Here is a 15,709-nt window from a genome sequence, read left to right as displayed (position 1 = left end):
GTCAATGTTAAACCACTGGACTGTAGCTACACTCATCTTAGATGAAAATTTCTCAACGCTCTGTGCTGTACAAACGGCGTAAAACCGATTAATTTGGCTATCCAGATGTCTAAATGGACAAGGTTTGCCTTTGATCGTCCAGGAGAGCGTTTATGCCAATCAGGATCCCTGACGCGTTGCCCGCCGTTAATTTTTTACGTAATGAAAATGTCTTTGTCATGACCGATTCCCGGGCAGCGGTGCAGGAGATCCGTCCGCTGAAGGTGCTGTTGCTGAATCTGATGCCAAAGAAAATCGAGACTGAAAATCAGTTTCTGCGTCTGTTGTCGAACTCGCCACTGCAGATCGATATTCAGCTGTTGCGCATCGATCGGCGTGAGTCAAAAAATACGCCGATGGAGCATCTGAATAACTTTTACTGTCATTTTGAGGATATTCAGCAAGAAAATTTTGATGGTCTTGTCGTGACCGGCGCGCCGCTGGGACAAGTAGATTTTGGCGATGTTGCCTACTGGTCGCAGATCGTGCAGGTTATTGAGTGGGCGCGGGCGCACGTGACATCGACCCTGTTCGTCTGCTGGGCCGCGCAGGCGGCGCTTAATATTCTGTATGGACTGCCGAAGATGACGCGGGCGCAGAAGCTATCCGGGGTTTATGAGCATCAGACGCTCAATCCGCTGGCGCTGTTGACCCGTGGCTTTGACGAAGGCTTTTTGGCGCCGCATTCGCGCTATGCCGACTTTCCGCCGCAGGCGATCCGTGAGCATACTGATCTGCAGATCTTTGCCGAGTCTGCGCAGGCCGGCGCCTACCTGTTTGCCAGCGTCGATAAGCGAACGGTGTTTGTTACGGGCCATCCGGAATATGATGCCCATACGCTGGGTGCTGAATATTGGCGCGATCTGCACGCTGGCCTGACACCGGCACTGCCGTTTAACTATTTTCCCCAGGATAATTCGGACGGTACGCCGTTGGCGACCTGGCGCAGCCACGGTCACCTGTTGTTCAGTAACTGGCTAAACTACTGTGTTTACCAGATAACTCCTTACGATCTGCGTCAGATGAATCCCACCTTGGAGTAAGATCTACGCGCCATTTCCCCGGGCTAGCAGTAGACGGGGGGAATGACAAATAACCCTCACATTTCTCTGCCGTAATGCGTATAATCGCCGCCCTGATCCTGATGATTTGTTCACCAGACCTGCCTGTTTTATCAATACAAGAGTACCGTCATGAGTAGTGTCAGCCTGATTCAACCGGAGCGCGATCTGTTCTCCTATACCCCTTATTGGGCCGAATGTTTCGGCACCGCGCCTTTTTTACCGATGTCGCGTGCAGAGATGGATAAATTGGGCTGGGATAGTTGCGACATTATCATCGTGACCGGGGATGCTTACGTGGATCATCCCAGCTTTGGCATGGCGATTGTTGGACGCATGCTGGAGGCCCAGGGGTTCCGGGTAGGCATCATCGCCCAGCCGGACTGGACCAGCAAAGGCGATTTTATGCGTCTGGGTAAGCCGAATCTGTTTTTTGGCGTCACTGCCGGGAACATGGATTCGATGATTAACCGCTATACGGCCGATCGTAAGCTGCGCCACGATGACGCCTACACGCCAAACAACGAAGGCGGCAAGCGCCCGGATCGCGCCACGCTGGTCTACAGCCAGCGCTGCAAAGAGGCTTTCAGTGATGTACCGGTGATCCTTGGGGGGATCGAGGCCAGCCTGCGCCGTGTGGCGCATTATGACTATTGGTCGGATACGGTACGCCGCTCTGTGTTGGTGGATGCCAAGGCGGATATGCTGATGTATGGCAATGGCGAACGCCCACTGGTCGAGGTCGCGCACCGTTTAGCAGCGGGGGAGCCCATCGCCTCTATCTGCGACGTGCGCAATACTGCCGTCATGCGCAAAGAGGCCCTGCCGGGCTGGAACGGGGTGGATTCAACCCGTATTGATATGCCGGGGCGCATTGACCCTATTCCGAACCCCTACGGTGATGATTTGGCCTGCTCGCCCAAGGCTGCAGATGGGGCGATGCCGATCAGCGTACGCGCCCCTAAGCCAAAGCCATGGGAGAAGACCTATGTGCTGCTGCCGTCGTTTGAGAAGGTGAAGGGCGATAAGGTGATGTATGCCCACGCCTCACGTATTTTGCACCATGAGACGAACCCCGGCTGTGCCCGTGCCCTGATGCAGAAACATGGCGATCGCTACGTGTGGGTCAACCCACCGGCGATCCCGCTGAGCACCGAGGAGATGGACAGCGTCTATGCGCTGCCATTCCAGCGTGTGCCGCATCCCACTTATGGCAAGGCCCGCCTGCCGGCCTATGACATGATCCGCTTCTCCGTCAACATCATGCGCGGCTGTTACGGCGGCTGTGCCTTCTGCTCTATCACTGAGCACGAGGGCCGCATCATTCAGAGTCGCTCTGAGGACTCCATCATTCGTGAGATCGAGGAGATCCGTGACAAGGTGCCTGGATTTACCGGTATTATCTCCGATCTGGGCGGCCCGACCGCCAACATGTATATGTTGCGCTGCCAGTCGCCGCGTGCGGAGCAGACCTGCCGCCGTTCCTCCTGCGTCTATCCGGATATCTGCCGCCATATGGACACCAACCATGAGCCGACCATTAAGCTCTACCGGCGCGCCCGCGATCTGCAGGGGGTGAAGAAGATCCTGATCGCCTCCGGGGTACGTTACGATCTGGCGGTACAGGATCCGCGCTATATCAAAGAGCTGGCCACGCATCACGTCGGCGGCTATCTGAAGATCGCGCCGGAGCATACGGAAGAGGGGCCGCTGTCCAAGATGATGAAGCCGGGGATGGGCAGCTACTATCGCTTTAAGGAGCTTTTTGATGCCTATTCGAAGCAGGCCGGGAAAGAGCAGTACCTCATACCCTACTTTATCTCCGCGCACCCGGGGACCCGGGATGAGGATATGGTCAATCTGGCGCTGTGGCTAAAGCAGCACCGTTTCCGCCTCGATCAGGTGCAAAACTTCTATCCGTCACCGCTGGCCAACTCGACCACCATGTATTACACCGGCAAGAACCCGCTGGCCAAGGTGGACTATAAGAGCGAGGATGTGGTGGTGCCGAAGGGTGAGCGCCAGCGCAGGCTACATAAGGCGCTGCTGCGCTATCATGATCCGGCCAACTGGCCGATGATCCGCGCCGCGCTGGAGGAGATGGGGCTACAGCACCTGATCGGCAATCGTCGCGAGTGTCTGGTGCCTGCGCCGACGCTGGAGGAGCAGCGCGCCGCGCGCCGCGGTTACCAGCGCACTATGGCGCCGGCCATGACCAAGCATACCGGCGCGCCTCCTCAGGGTAGCGGACGACCGGCAACGCGCGGGGCCGCGCAGCCCGCCGCCCGCCCGGGCGGAAAGGGAAATAATGGCCGTCCTGTTCGCCCCGAAGGGCGCAACGCCCGTCCGGCGCGCCCTGCCGGGCAGGCCAAAAAGCCGCGCTAACGCCTTTTCCGACAGCCCTGATGCCTTAGCATCAGGGCTGCGCTCACCGCCTACAGGCGCATATAGGTGGCGGGATCGGAGCCTAATCGCTTGCCGCACTCCAAGCGGGCGATCTGCGCCCGTTCGCTCGTCTCCAGCGTAAAGTCAAATACGGCGATATTTTCCCTCAGGCGCATCGCCGAGACCGTTTTGGGGATCACTATCCTCCCGCTGTCCAAATGCCAGCGGATCACGATCTGCGCCGGTGTCTTGTTGTATTTTGCCGCCAAACGATGGATCAGTTCCGCGTCAAATACGCCCTTTCCCCCCTGTGCCAGCGGGCTCCAGGCCTCTGTGGCAATGCCGTTGTGGCTATTCCATGACTGCAGCTCCCGCTGCTGCATCAGCGGGTGTAGCTCAATTTGGTTGATGCTCGGCACCACGCCGGTTTCATCCAGCAGGCGCTGGAGATGGACAATATTGAAGTTGCAAACCCCGATGCTTTTCACCAATCCCTGGCGCCGCAGGTCGATCAGCCGACGCCAGGCATGAACAAAGGTATCCTGCAGCGCCATCGGCCAGTGGATCAGGTACAGATCAACATACTCAAGGTGCAGCTTGTGCAGGCTGTCGTGAAACGCCTTATCGACCGCCATATGATCCGCATTCCACAGCTTGGTGGTGATAAACAGCGAATTCCGGGTCAGGCCACTTTGCTGCAGCGCCTGGCCGACGCCACTCTCGTTGCCATAGATCGCGGCGGTATCAATGGCGCGATAGCCGATGCGCAGCGCCTCGCCGACCACGTTACGGGCCAGCGTATCACTGACCTGCCATACGCCGAGTCCCAGCTGGGGAATGCGGTTACCATCATTCAGCGTAATAAAGGGAGGGATGGACATGGGGCATCTCCGTTGCGGATGGGTAGGGAATAGACCGTCAGATTTGCACCTTAGCATATTCATCTCAGCTATGGAGCCGCCGCGTAGAGGTGGTGCACCGAGAGCGTGCCCCCGCTGGTATTTTCACTTCGGTTAAGGGTATGTTATGACGTGGAGTGCACCGACGTGCTGCCACGGCCTGTGCTGGGCTGGCCGCCGGTGACGGATCCCTTACCGTAGGACCACGCCAACAAGGAGCCCCTCGTGTTTGAACATGTAGATGACTATGCCGGTGATCCGATCCTCTCCCTGATGGAGAGCTATAAGCGGGACGCCCGCGCGCAAAAAGTGAATCTGAGCATCGGCCTGTACTATGACCTGCGGGGTGAGGTGCCGATGCTGGCCTCTGTCGCCACGGCACTGGCCCGGCTGAACGCCGCGGCGCCGGCGGCCCCGCTTTATCTGCCGATGGAGGGGATGGCAGATTACCGCAGCGCGGTGCAGTCGCTGCTGCTGGGGGCAGATCATCCCGCGCTGCGCGCGCGGCGGGTGGCGACCATCCAGACCCTGGGGGGCTCCGGCGCGCTCAAGGTAGGCGCGGACTTTCTGCGGCGATATTTTCCGCGGGCTGAGGTCTGGGTCAGCGACCCGACCTGGGATAACCATGTCGCGATTTTTGAGGGTGCGGGTTTCCGGGTACATCGCTACCCCTATTTTGATCCCCAGACGCTGAGCGTTTGCTTTGGTGCCATGCTGGAGACGCTGGAGTTGCTGCCGCCCTACAGCATCGTGCTGCTTCACCCCTGCTGCCATAACCCTACCGGTTCGGATCTGACATTGGCGCAGTGGGATAGACTGACATCGCTGCTGCGGCGACGGGCGCTAATCCCGTTTCTGGATATTGCCTATCAGGGTTTTGGCAGCGGCATGGATCAGGATGCCTATGCCATCCGGACGATGGCCGCCGTAGGGCTGCCATGCCTGGTTAGCAACTCGTTCTCTAAAATTTTCTCGCTGTACGGCGAGCGTGTCGGCGGTCTGTCGGTCATGTGCAGCGATGAGGCTGAGGCAGGACGGGTGCTGGGGCAGCTGAAGGCAATGGTGCGGCGCAACTACTCCAGTCCACCGCTGCACGGCGCTGCCTTGGTGGCTGCAGTGTTGAATGATACCGATTTGCAGTGTCAGTGGCGTGAAGAGGTGGAGGCGATGCGCCTGCGAATCATCGCCATGCGTGGCCAGCTGGCGTCACGCCTCAACCTAGCGCTGCCGTCGCGCCGCTTTGACTACCTGTGCCAGCAGCGGGGCATGTTCAGCTATACCGGCCTCAGTGCACACCAGGTCGGCGAGCTACGCCGGCACGACGGTGTTTACCTGGTCGGCAGTGGGCGCATGTGCATGGCGGGACTCAACGAGAGCAACCTCGATCGCGTGGCCGCTGCGCTGGTTCGCGTCATGGCGCTGCAGTAATAATATCTGGGACTATGTAGATTCTACGTTTAGTAACGCGTATCTCCTCTTGTCTACGCGTTACTGACGCGGCGTCTGACTATCTTTACAGAACTTTCCGCTGCGTTTTCTTGCCGCTGACTGTACAAAGAATATACTTGTCGGGAGCACCGCAAGATGTGGTATCAGTATACCTTGGTTCTACGGGCGAGACCGCGTGGTTTCTACCTGATTACTGCTGAAATGATTGTTGGCCTGCCCGTGTGGTGTCAGGTGCCGGTAGAACTGTTGCACCTGCTGTTACAGCACACCTCTGCGTCGCTTACCCTCAATGAAAGCTGTGATCCATCAGTGCGCTATGACATGGACGGTTACTTTTCGCGTACGGCAGCGGACGCTACTCCCTATGCGCACGGCGATGAAGGTGCGGATGAGATGCCTGCACATATAGTGTCGTCCCTACTGGGCGTCTCGCTGACGGTGTGTCAGGGGGCGGGCGTTGCAGCTTGAAACCTGGCAGGGTATTTGGCTTGGTGAACACCGCCTACAGGGCAGTGCGCGCCGTATTGTAGCAACCATACAAGGGGATAGGATTGATGAATGATTCGGCTTTTATGCAATACTGCCTGTCAAAGCCTGGCGCGCAGCAGAGCCTGCAAAACCGCTGGCGGACGCATCAGGCTCGTATCGGTGGTATTTTGTTCGCCATGGTTGAAAACGGTGAAGGGCGCCCGGCAGTCGCGGTGAAAACCAGCTGCGAACAGGCTGCCCGCCTGCGCAGCCTGCATAAAGATATCGTGCCCAGCCGTCGGCTGAACAAGGCGCACTGGAGCACTGTATTTCTGGACGGCGCTATCAACGACTCGCTGCTGTATCAGCTGGTGGATAGCTCCTATCAGATGGCGCTGCACCAGGCCGGCGATGCGCACTTGCTGCAGTAGTGCTTCTCTCTGCACACCTGCCGCCGGTACGAGGCATCCGGCGTAGGGATGATGACGGCGTGTTTCTCCACGCCGTCAGGTTCCCTTAGGCATTGTCCAGGATCGGGCGCAGGAAGCGGGCCGTATGGGAGGTCTCACTACGGGCGACGGTTTCCGGCGTACCGGCTATCAGGATCTCCCCACCACCGTTGCCGCCCTCCGGACCCAGATCCACGATCCAGTCTGCCGTTTTGATCACGTCCAGATTGTGCTCGATAACCACGATGGTGTTGCCCTGATCGCGCAGTTGGTGCAGTACCGCCAGCAGCTGCTGAATGTCGGCAAAGTGCAGACCGGTGGTCGGTTCATCCAGGATATACAGCGTTTGCCCTGTACCGCGTTTGGAGAGTTCGCGTGAGAGTTTGACCCGCTGGGCCTCGCCGCCGGAGAGGGTGGTGGCCGACTGTCCCAGGCGAATATAGCCCAGGCCGACGTCCATCAGGGTCTGCAGCTTGCGCGCCAGCGCAGGAACGGCGTCAAAAAAGCTGCGCGCCTCCTCAATGGTCATCTCCAGCACCTCGTGGATGCTTTTGCCCTTGTACTTGATCTCCAGCGTCTCTCGGTTATAGCGCTTGCCCTTGCACTGGTCGCACGGCACATAGATATCCGGCAGGAAGTGCATCTCAACCTTGATGACCCCATCGCCCTGACAGGCCTCACAGCGCCCACCGCGCACGTTAAAGCTGAAGCGTCCCGGGGTATAGCCGCGCGCCCGCGACTCCGGCACTCCGGAAAACAGCTCGCGGATCGGGGTGAAGATGCCGGTATAGGTCGCCGGATTGGAGCGCGGGGTTCGCCCAATGGGGCTCTGATCGATGTCGATCACCTTATCGAAATGCTCCAGCCCCTCGATGCTGTGGTAGGGGGCCGGTTCGCCCAGTGTGGCGCCGTTCAGCTGGCGCTGGGCGATGGGGAACAGTGTATCGTTGATCAGGGTGGACTTGCCGGATCCGGAGACGCCGGTGATGCAGGTGAACAGCCCGACCGGCAGGGTCAGGGTCACCTCTTTCAGATTATTGCCGCACGCGCCGCTCAGCTTGAGCACCCGTGTCGGATCGGCGGCGATCCGCTGGCGGGGCACGGCGATCTTCCGCTGACCGCTGAGGTACTGGCCGGTCAGGGAGGCCGGCGTCGCCATGATCTGATCCACGTTGCCCTGGGCGACGATCTCGCCGCCGTGAACCCCGGCACCCGGGCCAATATCGATGACGTGGTCGGCGGCGCGGATGGCGTCTTCGTCGTGTTCGACCACGATCACTGTGTTGCCCAGGTTGCGCAGGTGCATCAGCGTATCGAGCAGGCGTTCGTTATCGCGCTGATGCAGACCGATGGAGGGCTCATCGAGCACGTACATCACCCCGACCAGTCCGGCGCCGATCTGGCTGGCCAGACGAATGCGCTGTGCTTCGCCGCCGGACAGGGTCTCGGCGGACCGGGACAGACTCAGGTAGTTCAGGCCGACGTTGACTAAAAACTGCAGGCGTTCGCCGATCTCTTTCAGCACCTTCTCGGCGATTTTGGCCCGCTGTCCCTCCAGCGCCAGAGCGTGGAAAAAGCGTAGCGCAGCGCCGATGCTGAGATCGGCTATCTGCGGCAGCGTGGTATCTTCAATAAAGACATTGCGTGCTTCTTCGCGCAGGCGCGTCCCGCCGCAGGTGGCACAGGGACGGTTGCTGATGAATTTGGCCAGCTCCTCGCGTACCGCGCTGGACTCGGTCTCTTTGTAGCGACGCTCCATGTTGTGCAGTACCCCCTCAAAGGGGTGGCGACGTACGGTGGTATCGCCGCGATCGTTAATGTACTTGAACTCGATCTCGTCTTTGCCGGAGCCGTACAGTACTACGTGACGTACCCTGTCATCCAGGGAGTCGAAGGGCGCCTCAATATCAAAATGATAATGGTCGGCCAGTGAGCGCAGCATCTGGAAATAGTAGAAGTTACGGCGATCCCAGCCGCGAATGGCGCCGCCCGCCAGCGAAAGTTCACCGTTTTGTACCACCCGCTCCGGATCGAAATACTGCTGTACTCCGAGGCCGTCGCAGGTGGGGCAGGCGCCCGCCGGATTATTGAAGGAGAACAGCCGTGGCTCCAGCTCCCGCATGCTGTAACCGCACAACGGGCAGGCGAAGTTGGCGGAAAACAGCATCTCTTCAGCCTGGGGATCATCCATATCGGCAACCACCGCACTGCCGCCGGAGAGCACCAGGGTGGTTTCAAACGACTCTGCCAGACGCTGGGCCATATCGGCCTTTACCCGGAAGCGATCGACGACCACGTCGATACTGTGTTTTTTCTGCAGCTCCAGCTTCGGCGGATCGGAAAGATCGCATACCTCGCCGTCGATCCGGGCACGGATGTAACCCTGTGCCGCCAGGTTCTCCAGCGTCTTGCTGTGCTCCCCTTTGCGATCCTTTACGATCGGGGCCAGCAGCATCAGGCGTTTTCCCTCCGGTTGAGCCAGCACGTTGTCCACCATCTGGCTAACGGTCTGCGCCGCCAGCGGCGTGCCGTGCTGCGGACAGCGCGGCTCACCGACGCGGGCGAACAGCAGACGCAGGTAGTCATGAATTTCTGTGATGGTTCCCACGGTGGATCTCGGGTTGTGGGAGGTTGATTTCTGCTCAATGGAGATGGCCGGAGATAGCCCCTCGATATGGTCGACGTCCGGTTTTTCCATTAGCGACAGGAACTGGCGGGCGTAGGCAGAAAGGGATTCGACGTAGCGCCGCTGCCCTTCGGCATACAGCGTATCGAACGCCAGAGAGGATTTGCCGGATCCGGACAGGCCAGTGATGACCACCAGTTTGTCGCGAGGGATAATCAGGTTGATATTCTTGAGATTATGGGTGCGAGCACCGCGTATTTCTATTTTATCCATTGCCTACTTCCCGGATTAACAGTTACCGATCTCACCGTGCACAAGCTGGATCAATGATTATGACATATCCGAAACTGAATGGATATCCAGTATTCAATAACCGAGATGGTGCTTCTTAAACGGGATCCCGAGCGCCTGCACAAAACGATGATGAGTGCTCAAGCGCCGCTGGCGTGTTAGAATTTACGGTTTAGACTGAATAAATTTACTTAATCGGGAGAGTCGACATGGCCAGCAGAGGCGTAAATAAAGTGATTCTTATCGGGAATCTGGGTCAGGACCCGGAGGTCCGCTATATGCCGAACGGCGGCGCCGTTGCCAATTTGACGCTGGCAACCTCTGACAGCTGGCGTGACAAGCAGACCGGTGAGCAGAAAGAGCGCACCGAATGGCACCGTGTTGCGCTGTACGGCAAGCTGGCGGAAATCGCCGGTGAGTACCTGCGTAAAGGCTCCCAAGTGTACATCGAAGGCCAGCTGCGTACCCGTAAGTGGCAGGATCAGAGCGGCCAGGATCGCTATACCACGGAAGTGGTGGTCGATATCAGCGGTTCCATGCAGATGCTGGGCGGCCGCCAAGGCGGCGCGCCGATGGGCAACCAGGGGCAGCAGGGTGGCTGGGGTCAGCCGCAGCAGCCGCAGGGCGCCGCATTCAGCGGCGGCCAGGCGGCACCGCGTCAGCAGTCACAGCAGGGCGGCTATTCCGCGCCGGCTCAGCCGGCAGCGCCGCAGAGCAGCGAACCGCCGATGGACTTTGACGACGATATCCCGTTCTGATTGCGCGCGGGTATTCCCCCTTAAGGCCCCGCAGCGCGGGGCTTTTTACTATTATTGTCGCCAGAGAGCGGACACCACCCGGTATAACCGTTTCCGTAGAGACGGGCATCATGGGATGAGGGAAAACATATGGTATTACGACGGCTTTCCTGGATGGTCGGCAGCGGTGCCTGGCTGATGCCCTGGGTACTGCTGCTGTGGCAGTGGTTGGAGACAGGGCAACATCAGGCGACGATCTCGCTGCAGGCCTACAACGGTTGGAGGATGACAGTGCTGCTGGCCGATACCGCCTTCGCCGGTGCACTCTCGCTGCTGGCGCTGTTGGTCGGTGCTGTAGCGCTGGCGCGAACTCCACCGGAGAAGCTGCGCCCGTTGCGGCGAATGGCGGAGCTGCCGGTGTTGGCGTTGCCGCTGCTATTCTGTCTGTTTGTCGTCGGTCTGTTCTGGGTACACGGCTAGGTGACCGGGTAAACGGGCCGCCCGGTGTATCAACCTGCCGTTAGCTCGTACTTCTTTATCTTGCGGTAGAGGGTGGCAATACCGATACCCAGCTCCTCCGCCGCCTGCTTCTTGTTGCTGTAGCGCGCCAGCGCCTCGCGGATCATCTGCTTTTCCATCTCCTCCAGCGCCGTGCTGCCGTGATCATCGCTGCAGGCTATGCTGCTCTGATAGGTGCTGTTATCCTCCCGATAGTTCAGGGTGACCTGCCCGTTGATCAGGTTGGGCGGCAGCAGTGCGGTGTCGATCACCTCGCCGCTGGGCACGACGTTGATTAGGTACTCCATCAGGTTACTCAGCTCGCGTACGTTGCCCGGCCAGCGATAGCGCTTGAGCAGCATCATGATCTCTGGCGAAATGCCGGGATAGACCAGACCGATGCGCTTGGTGTGCAGATTAAGAAAGTAGTGGATCAGGAGTTCGATGTCGCCCTGCCGCTCGCGTAACGGCGGTAGGGCCATCGGGATCACATTCAGGCGGTAGTAGAGGTCTTCGCGAAATTTACCATCGGCGATGTACTGCTTCAGGTTCTGATTGGTGGCGGAGATAATGCGGATATCGACGGCGATGGGGCTGCTGGAACCGATGGGCTGAACCTCTCGCGACTCGATGGCACGCAGCAGTTTGGCCTGTAGGGTCAGCGGCATGTCGCCGATTTCGTCCAGAAACAGCGTTCCGTGGTTGGCGGCCTGGATCAGCCCCATTTTGCCGTTGGCAGAGGCGCCGGTGAAGGCGCCCTTCACATAGCCGAATAGCTCGCTCTCCAGCAGCTGATCCGGAATGGCGGCGCAGTTGATAGCGATAAACGGCTTGTTATTGCGATCGCTGAGCTGGTGGATAGCGCGTGCCACCACCTCTTTACCGGTGCCGCTCTCGCCCATAATCAGTACGCTCGACGGGCTGGGCGCGATGCGGCTGATCAGCCGCTTCAGGTTACGCATCGGGCGGCACTCTCCGACCAAGTGTTCGATACGTGGATCATCAGGATTCAGTTCGACGTTCATCGGTGAGTGGGACTGATGGAACGCCATCAAAAATAGCTGGTGGTCCTGAATATCATGCAGCTGGCCGATAATTAGTTCCTGATGGCTATCGAAAGAGACAATATGCTGCAGGTGACCGCTGAGATAGTTCTGCTGATAGGTCAGCGGCCGAATATTAAATGCCTTACCAATAACTTGCTCATTAATTGCATTCAGCTGTTTTAATGCAGTGGCATTGGCAAACTGTGCCTGGTTATTTTCATCCAGGACCAATACGCCCTGATCCATACTCTCGATTAAGCTGAGTAGTATTTTGCTGACGCCATCGTTGCCACCCTGGCTTTCCAAGAGTTTAGAAACAAATATGTTGGATATATGCCTAACATAATCTGAGAACTCATGTAGGTTATCCTTTATTCGCGCCTGCTGCTCCTGGGTAAAGGCCACCAGGCTGATAACGCCGATGCAGTTACCCTGGAACAGGATCGGCGTTCCGAGAAAGGCCTTTTCCTTACAGTTATCCTTACTGTTGCATCCCTCGCAGACCGGATCGAAGCGGGAGCGGATCACCACCTTTTCTTGCTTGGTATCTAGCACATAGCGCAGCAGACGTGAGTTGCTGTTGAGCTTGCGGCCAAAGAACTTACCATAGGGGCCGGTGCCGGCGACGCGCGTCATAGTGGCATCGACGATCTCGACTTCCAGTTGCAGTACGCTGGAGAGCATTTTGGTAAAGCGCAGGATAGTGGGTTGGATCTGCATTAAAACGGATTGAGTGTTTGCGGGTGTCATAATTGAACCTTTCTTTAGCACTTAACCAGTTACCCTGCATTACGGGTATGTTGGCTGATGTTAGAACCTATTCCATTAGGTCATAAGCGTGTTCTTTTATCGCATGATACTAACTCAGCAATATTGAAGTTTGATAAAGAAGCGTTTCTTTTCACCTGCGATACGACAAATATGTAAGAGTCATCACACTTTATTATCAAAATGAGAGGTACACCCATAATGTTATCAATATGGGTTGAGGTCAGTGGGGGAATAGCGCAGAGATATTCCACGCGTGGCCATTCTTTGTATATTTACGCTGCTGATAATATGCATTCAATAGATAAAATATGCCGTTTATCCATGCTTGTGAACGCTATTTTGTGATGACTCTCGCACAATATCATGGGATCTCCGCTGGCCCTTCTGTAGAAAACAAATTTGGCACAGTTATTGTTTAAGTATTGCCAGTCGCTGTTATCGACTGTTTGCAGGCCGGAGTCTCACCGCCTGTGCGGCGTAGCAGGTTAGTCAGGTAGTCAGTCATTTAATCATTAGGGCCATACGATGAAAACTGTTAATGAAATTATCAAGGATATCAACGCGCTCAAGTCTAATCTTCATGACAAGGACTTTCTGCTGACCTGGGAGCAGAGTCCGGAGGAGCTGAAACTGGTACTGGATGTTGCCGAGGCGCTGAAGACCATGCGCGCTGAAAATATCACGACCAAAATCTTTAACAGCGGGCTGGGTATCTCCGTGTTCCGCGATAACTCGACCCGTACCCGTTTCTCCTATGCGTCTGCCCTGAATCTGCTGGGGCTGGCCCAGCAGGATCTGGATGAGGGTAAATCCCAAATCGCCCACGGTGAAACCGTGCGTGAGACCGCCAACATGATCTCCTTCTGTGCCGATGCTATCGGTATTCGTGACGATATGTTCCTGGGCGCCGGTAACGCTTACATGCGTGAGGTCGGCGCAGCGCTGGATGAGGGGTACGAGCAGGGTGTTCTCCCGCAGCGTCCGGCGCTGGTCAACCTGCAATGCGACATTGACCACCCGACGCAGTCCATGGCCGATCTGGCCTGGCTGCGCGAGCATTTCGGCAGCCTGGAAAACCTGAAGGGCAAGAAGATCGCCATGACCTGGGCCTATTCACCGAGCTATGGCAAGCCGCTGTCCGTGCCGCAGGGCATCATCGGTTTGATGACCCGCTTCGGGATGGATGTCACGCTGGCCCATCCGGAAGGCTATGACTTGATCCCTGATGTGGTAGAGGTCGCCCACAATAACGCCAAGGCGTCCGGCGGCAGCTTCCGCCAGGTGAGCTCGATGGAGGAGGCTTTCAAGGGGGCGGATATCGTTTATCCCAAGTCCTGGGCGCCTTACAAGGTGATGGAGCAGCGCACCGAGCTGCTGCGCGCCAATGATCACGATGGTCTGAAGGCCCTGGAGAAACAATGTCTGGCGCAGAATGCTAACCATAAAAATTGGCACTGTACCGAAGAGATGATGAAGCTGACCCGTGGCGGTGAAGCGCTGTATATGCACTGCCTGCCGGCCGATATCTCCGGCGTCTCCTGTAAAGAGGGTGAGGTAACTGAAGGGGTATTCGAGAAATACCGCATCGCCACCTACAAAGAGGCCAGCTGGAAGCCATACATCATCGCCGCGATGATCGTGGCACGGAAATTCCCCAAACCGGGTCTGGTGTTGGATCAGCTGCTCAAGGAAGCCCAGAAGCGTATTAAGTAACACTGTCGGCCGGCCGAGTGGGCCGGCCTTTCCGCCAGCGCGGATTTCTTATTCGATGGATGAGGTTGGGTTATGTCTGTTTTCTCGCTGAAGGTGGATATTGCGCAAAACCGTTTCTTCAATGGTGAAACGTCGCCACTGTTCTCCCGCGCCGAAGCGCAGAAAGCGCGGGCCTTTCATAAAAAAATCACTGGCTACCGTCCTACGCCGCTGTATGCCCTGGATGAACTGTCACACCTGTTTGGCATTGGCAAGATCCTGGTGAAGGATGAGTCGCAGCGCTTTGGCCTGAACGCTTTCAAGATGTTGGGTGGTGCCTACGCGATTGCACGTCTGCTGTGCGAAAAGTATCACATGGATATTAATGACTTCTCCTTCGAGAAGCTCAAGTCCACTCTGACCGAGCGGATGACCTTTGCCACCACTACCGATGGCAACCACGGTCGCGGCGTGGCCTGGGCGGCAGCGCAACTGGGGCAGCACGCCGTGGTGTACATGCCCAAGGGATCGGCGCGCGAACGTGTGGAGCATATCCGTAACCTGGGCGCTGAGTGTATCGTCACGGATATGAACTATGACGATACCGTGCGTCTGACCATGAAGACGGCGCAGGAGCGCGGCTGGGAGGTGGTACAGGATACCGCCTGGAAGGGTTATACCAAGATCCCGACCTGGATCATGCAGGGGTATGCCACGCTGGCGGATGAAGCGGTAGAGCAGATGACGCAGATGGGTATTGCCCGTCCAACCCACGTCTTCCTGCAGGCCGGCGTTGGTGCCATGGCCGGTGGAGTGCTGGGCTATCTGGTCGACGTCTACGGGGCACAGAATCTGCACTCGGTGATTGTCGAGCCGGATCTGGCGGATTGCGTGTTCCGCTCCGGTGTGAAGGGCGAGATCGTCAATGTCGGCGGCGACATGGCCACCATCATGGCAGGTCTGGCCTGCGGAGAACCTAACCCGCTGGGCTGGCCACTGCTGCGCAATTGCGCCACCCAGTTTATCTCCTGTCAGGACAAGGTGGCTGCGCTGGGCATGCGCGTTCTGGGCAACCCGCTGGGTCAGGATGCCCGCATCATCTCCGGCGAGTCGGGCGCCGTCGGCCTAGGGATTCTGGCCGCCGTCCATCACCATCCGCGCCGCGAAGAGCTAATGAAGGCGTTGGGGCTGAACCGTGACTCCGTAGTGCTGCTGATCAGTACTGAAGGGGATACCGATGTGAAGCACTACCGTGAAGTGGTTTGGGAAGGAAAATACCCGGCGTGTGAATAAGCGCG

Annotated in this window: 11 protein-coding genes and 1 pseudogene; 9 read left to right on the top strand and 3 right to left on the bottom strand. The window is 57.7% G+C overall.

The genetic code is table 11. From position 1 onward, the window contains the following. Nucleotides 1-152 precede the first annotated feature (152 nt). Together metA and EIEH_RS05765 are read left to right on the top strand one after the other, a co-directional pair. Nucleotides 153-1,082 (top strand): homoserine O-acetyltransferase MetA, encoded by a 930-nt coding sequence (metA, locus tag EIEH_RS05770; protein WP_015872747.1) that lies wholly within the window; start codon nucleotides 153-155, stop codon nucleotides 1,080-1,082. Between the two features lie 150 nt (nucleotides 1,083-1,232). Then, entirely contained in the window at nucleotides 1,233-3,485 is a 2,253-nt protein-coding gene (locus tag EIEH_RS05765; RefSeq protein ID WP_015872746.1) for a YgiQ family radical SAM protein, read from the top strand. Nucleotides 3,486-3,535: 50 nt separating this feature from the next. Here EIEH_RS05765 and dkgA read toward each other — a convergent pair whose 3' ends face one another. Further along, nucleotides 3,536-4,366: a 2,5-didehydrogluconate reductase DkgA gene (dkgA, locus tag EIEH_RS05760; protein WP_015872745.1), complete on the bottom strand. Its 831-nt coding sequence runs from the start codon at nucleotides 4,364-4,366 to the stop codon at nucleotides 3,536-3,538. Nucleotides 4,367-4,609: 243 nt separating this feature from the next. Between dkgA and EIEH_RS05755 the strand changes: the two genes are divergently transcribed. The 3 genes and pseudogenes from EIEH_RS05755 (at nucleotide 4,610) to EIEH_RS05745 (ending at nucleotide 6,732) form a co-directional block, all read left to right on the top strand. After that, on the top strand, nucleotides 4,610-5,812 hold the full coding sequence (locus EIEH_RS05755) for an amino acid aminotransferase (RefSeq protein ID WP_015872744.1): 1,203 nt from the start codon (nucleotides 4,610-4,612) through the stop codon (nucleotides 5,810-5,812). 156 nt (nucleotides 5,813-5,968) lie between these two features. Next, a pseudogene (locus EIEH_RS05750) lies at nucleotides 5,969-6,395 on the top strand (secondary thiamine-phosphate synthase enzyme YjbQ). Beyond that, on the top strand, nucleotides 6,388-6,732 hold the full coding sequence (locus EIEH_RS05745) for an MmcQ/YjbR family DNA-binding protein (RefSeq protein ID WP_035608998.1): 345 nt from the start codon (nucleotides 6,388-6,390) through the stop codon (nucleotides 6,730-6,732). The pseudogene EIEH_RS05750 and the gene EIEH_RS05745 overlap by 8 nt, the downstream one beginning before the upstream one ends. Before the next feature lie 85 nt (nucleotides 6,733-6,817). Here EIEH_RS05745 and uvrA read toward each other — a convergent pair whose 3' ends face one another. Continuing rightward, entirely contained in the window at nucleotides 6,818-9,649 is a 2,832-nt protein-coding gene (uvrA, locus tag EIEH_RS05740; RefSeq protein ID WP_015872741.1) for an excinuclease ABC subunit UvrA, read from the bottom strand. A gap of 227 nt (nucleotides 9,650-9,876) precedes the next feature. Here uvrA and EIEH_RS05735 point away from each other — a divergent pair, with 227 nt between their 5' ends. Together EIEH_RS05735 and EIEH_RS05730 are read left to right on the top strand one after the other, a co-directional pair. Then, a complete protein-coding gene (locus EIEH_RS05735) occupies nucleotides 9,877-10,425 on the top strand; it encodes a single-stranded DNA-binding protein (protein WP_015872740.1) in 549 nt (182 codons plus the stop codon). Between the two features lie 129 nt (nucleotides 10,426-10,554). Continuing rightward, nucleotides 10,555-10,884 carry a hypothetical protein gene (locus tag EIEH_RS05730; protein WP_015872739.1) on the top strand — a complete coding sequence of 110 codons (330 nt, stop codon included), beginning with the start codon at nucleotides 10,555-10,557 and terminating at the stop codon, nucleotides 10,882-10,884. Between the two features lie 29 nt (nucleotides 10,885-10,913). On the opposite strand, the gene EIEH_RS05725 is transcribed toward EIEH_RS05730, so the two are convergent. Beyond that, nucleotides 10,914-12,698 carry a sigma-54 interaction domain-containing protein gene (locus EIEH_RS05725; RefSeq protein ID WP_015872738.1) on the bottom strand — a complete coding sequence of 595 codons (1,785 nt, stop codon included), beginning with the start codon at nucleotides 12,696-12,698 and terminating at the stop codon, nucleotides 10,914-10,916. A 546-nt stretch (nucleotides 12,699-13,244) separates the two neighbouring features. Here EIEH_RS05725 and ygeW point away from each other — a divergent pair. Next, nucleotides 13,245-14,432 carry a knotted carbamoyltransferase YgeW gene (gene ygeW, locus EIEH_RS05720; RefSeq protein ID WP_015872737.1) on the top strand — a complete coding sequence of 396 codons (1,188 nt, stop codon included), beginning with the start codon at nucleotides 13,245-13,247 and terminating at the stop codon, nucleotides 14,430-14,432. Nucleotides 14,433-14,504: 72 nt separating this feature from the next. Beyond that, nucleotides 14,505-15,704 (top strand): diaminopropionate ammonia-lyase, encoded by a 1,200-nt coding sequence (dpaL, locus tag EIEH_RS05715; RefSeq protein WP_015872736.1) that lies wholly within the window; start codon nucleotides 14,505-14,507, stop codon nucleotides 15,702-15,704. Nucleotides 15,705-15,709: the final 5 nt, after the last annotated feature.

Origin of the sequence: Edwardsiella ictaluri ATCC 33202, assembly GCF_000264785.1 — a bacterium.
GTDB classification, from domain to species: domain Bacteria; phylum Pseudomonadota; class Gammaproteobacteria; order Enterobacterales; family Enterobacteriaceae; genus Edwardsiella; species Edwardsiella ictaluri.
Note: the sequence above shows the minus strand (reverse complement) of the source record. Positions and strands in the feature narration are given on the sequence as shown.

Excerpts from the sequence above, each read along its gene's own strand:
- EIEH_RS05735 (WP_015872740.1), top strand. The coding sequence starts at position 9,877 with ATGGCCAGCAGAGGCGTAAATAAAGTGATTCTTATCGGGAATCTGGGT.
- EIEH_RS05730 (WP_015872739.1), top strand. The coding sequence starts at position 10,555 with ATGGTATTACGACGGCTTTCCTGGATGGTCGGCAGCGGTGCCTGGCTG.
- dkgA (WP_015872745.1), bottom strand. The coding sequence starts at position 4,366 with ATGTCCATCCCTCCCTTTATTACGCTGAATGATGGTAACCGCATTCCC.
- ygeW (WP_015872737.1), top strand. The coding sequence starts at position 13,245 with ATGAAAACTGTTAATGAAATTATCAAGGATATCAACGCGCTCAAGTCT.
- EIEH_RS05725 (WP_015872738.1), bottom strand. The coding sequence starts at position 12,698 with ATGACACCCGCAAACACTCAATCCGTTTTAATGCAGATCCAACCCACT.
- metA (WP_015872747.1), top strand. The coding sequence starts at position 153 with ATGCCAATCAGGATCCCTGACGCGTTGCCCGCCGTTAATTTTTTACGT.
- EIEH_RS05745 (WP_035608998.1), top strand. The coding sequence starts at position 6,388 with ATGAATGATTCGGCTTTTATGCAATACTGCCTGTCAAAGCCTGGCGCG.
- EIEH_RS05765 (WP_015872746.1), top strand. The coding sequence starts at position 1,233 with ATGAGTAGTGTCAGCCTGATTCAACCGGAGCGCGATCTGTTCTCCTAT.
- dpaL (WP_015872736.1), top strand. The coding sequence starts at position 14,505 with ATGTCTGTTTTCTCGCTGAAGGTGGATATTGCGCAAAACCGTTTCTTC.
- uvrA (WP_015872741.1), bottom strand. The coding sequence starts at position 9,649 with ATGGATAAAATAGAAATACGCGGTGCTCGCACCCATAATCTCAAGAAT.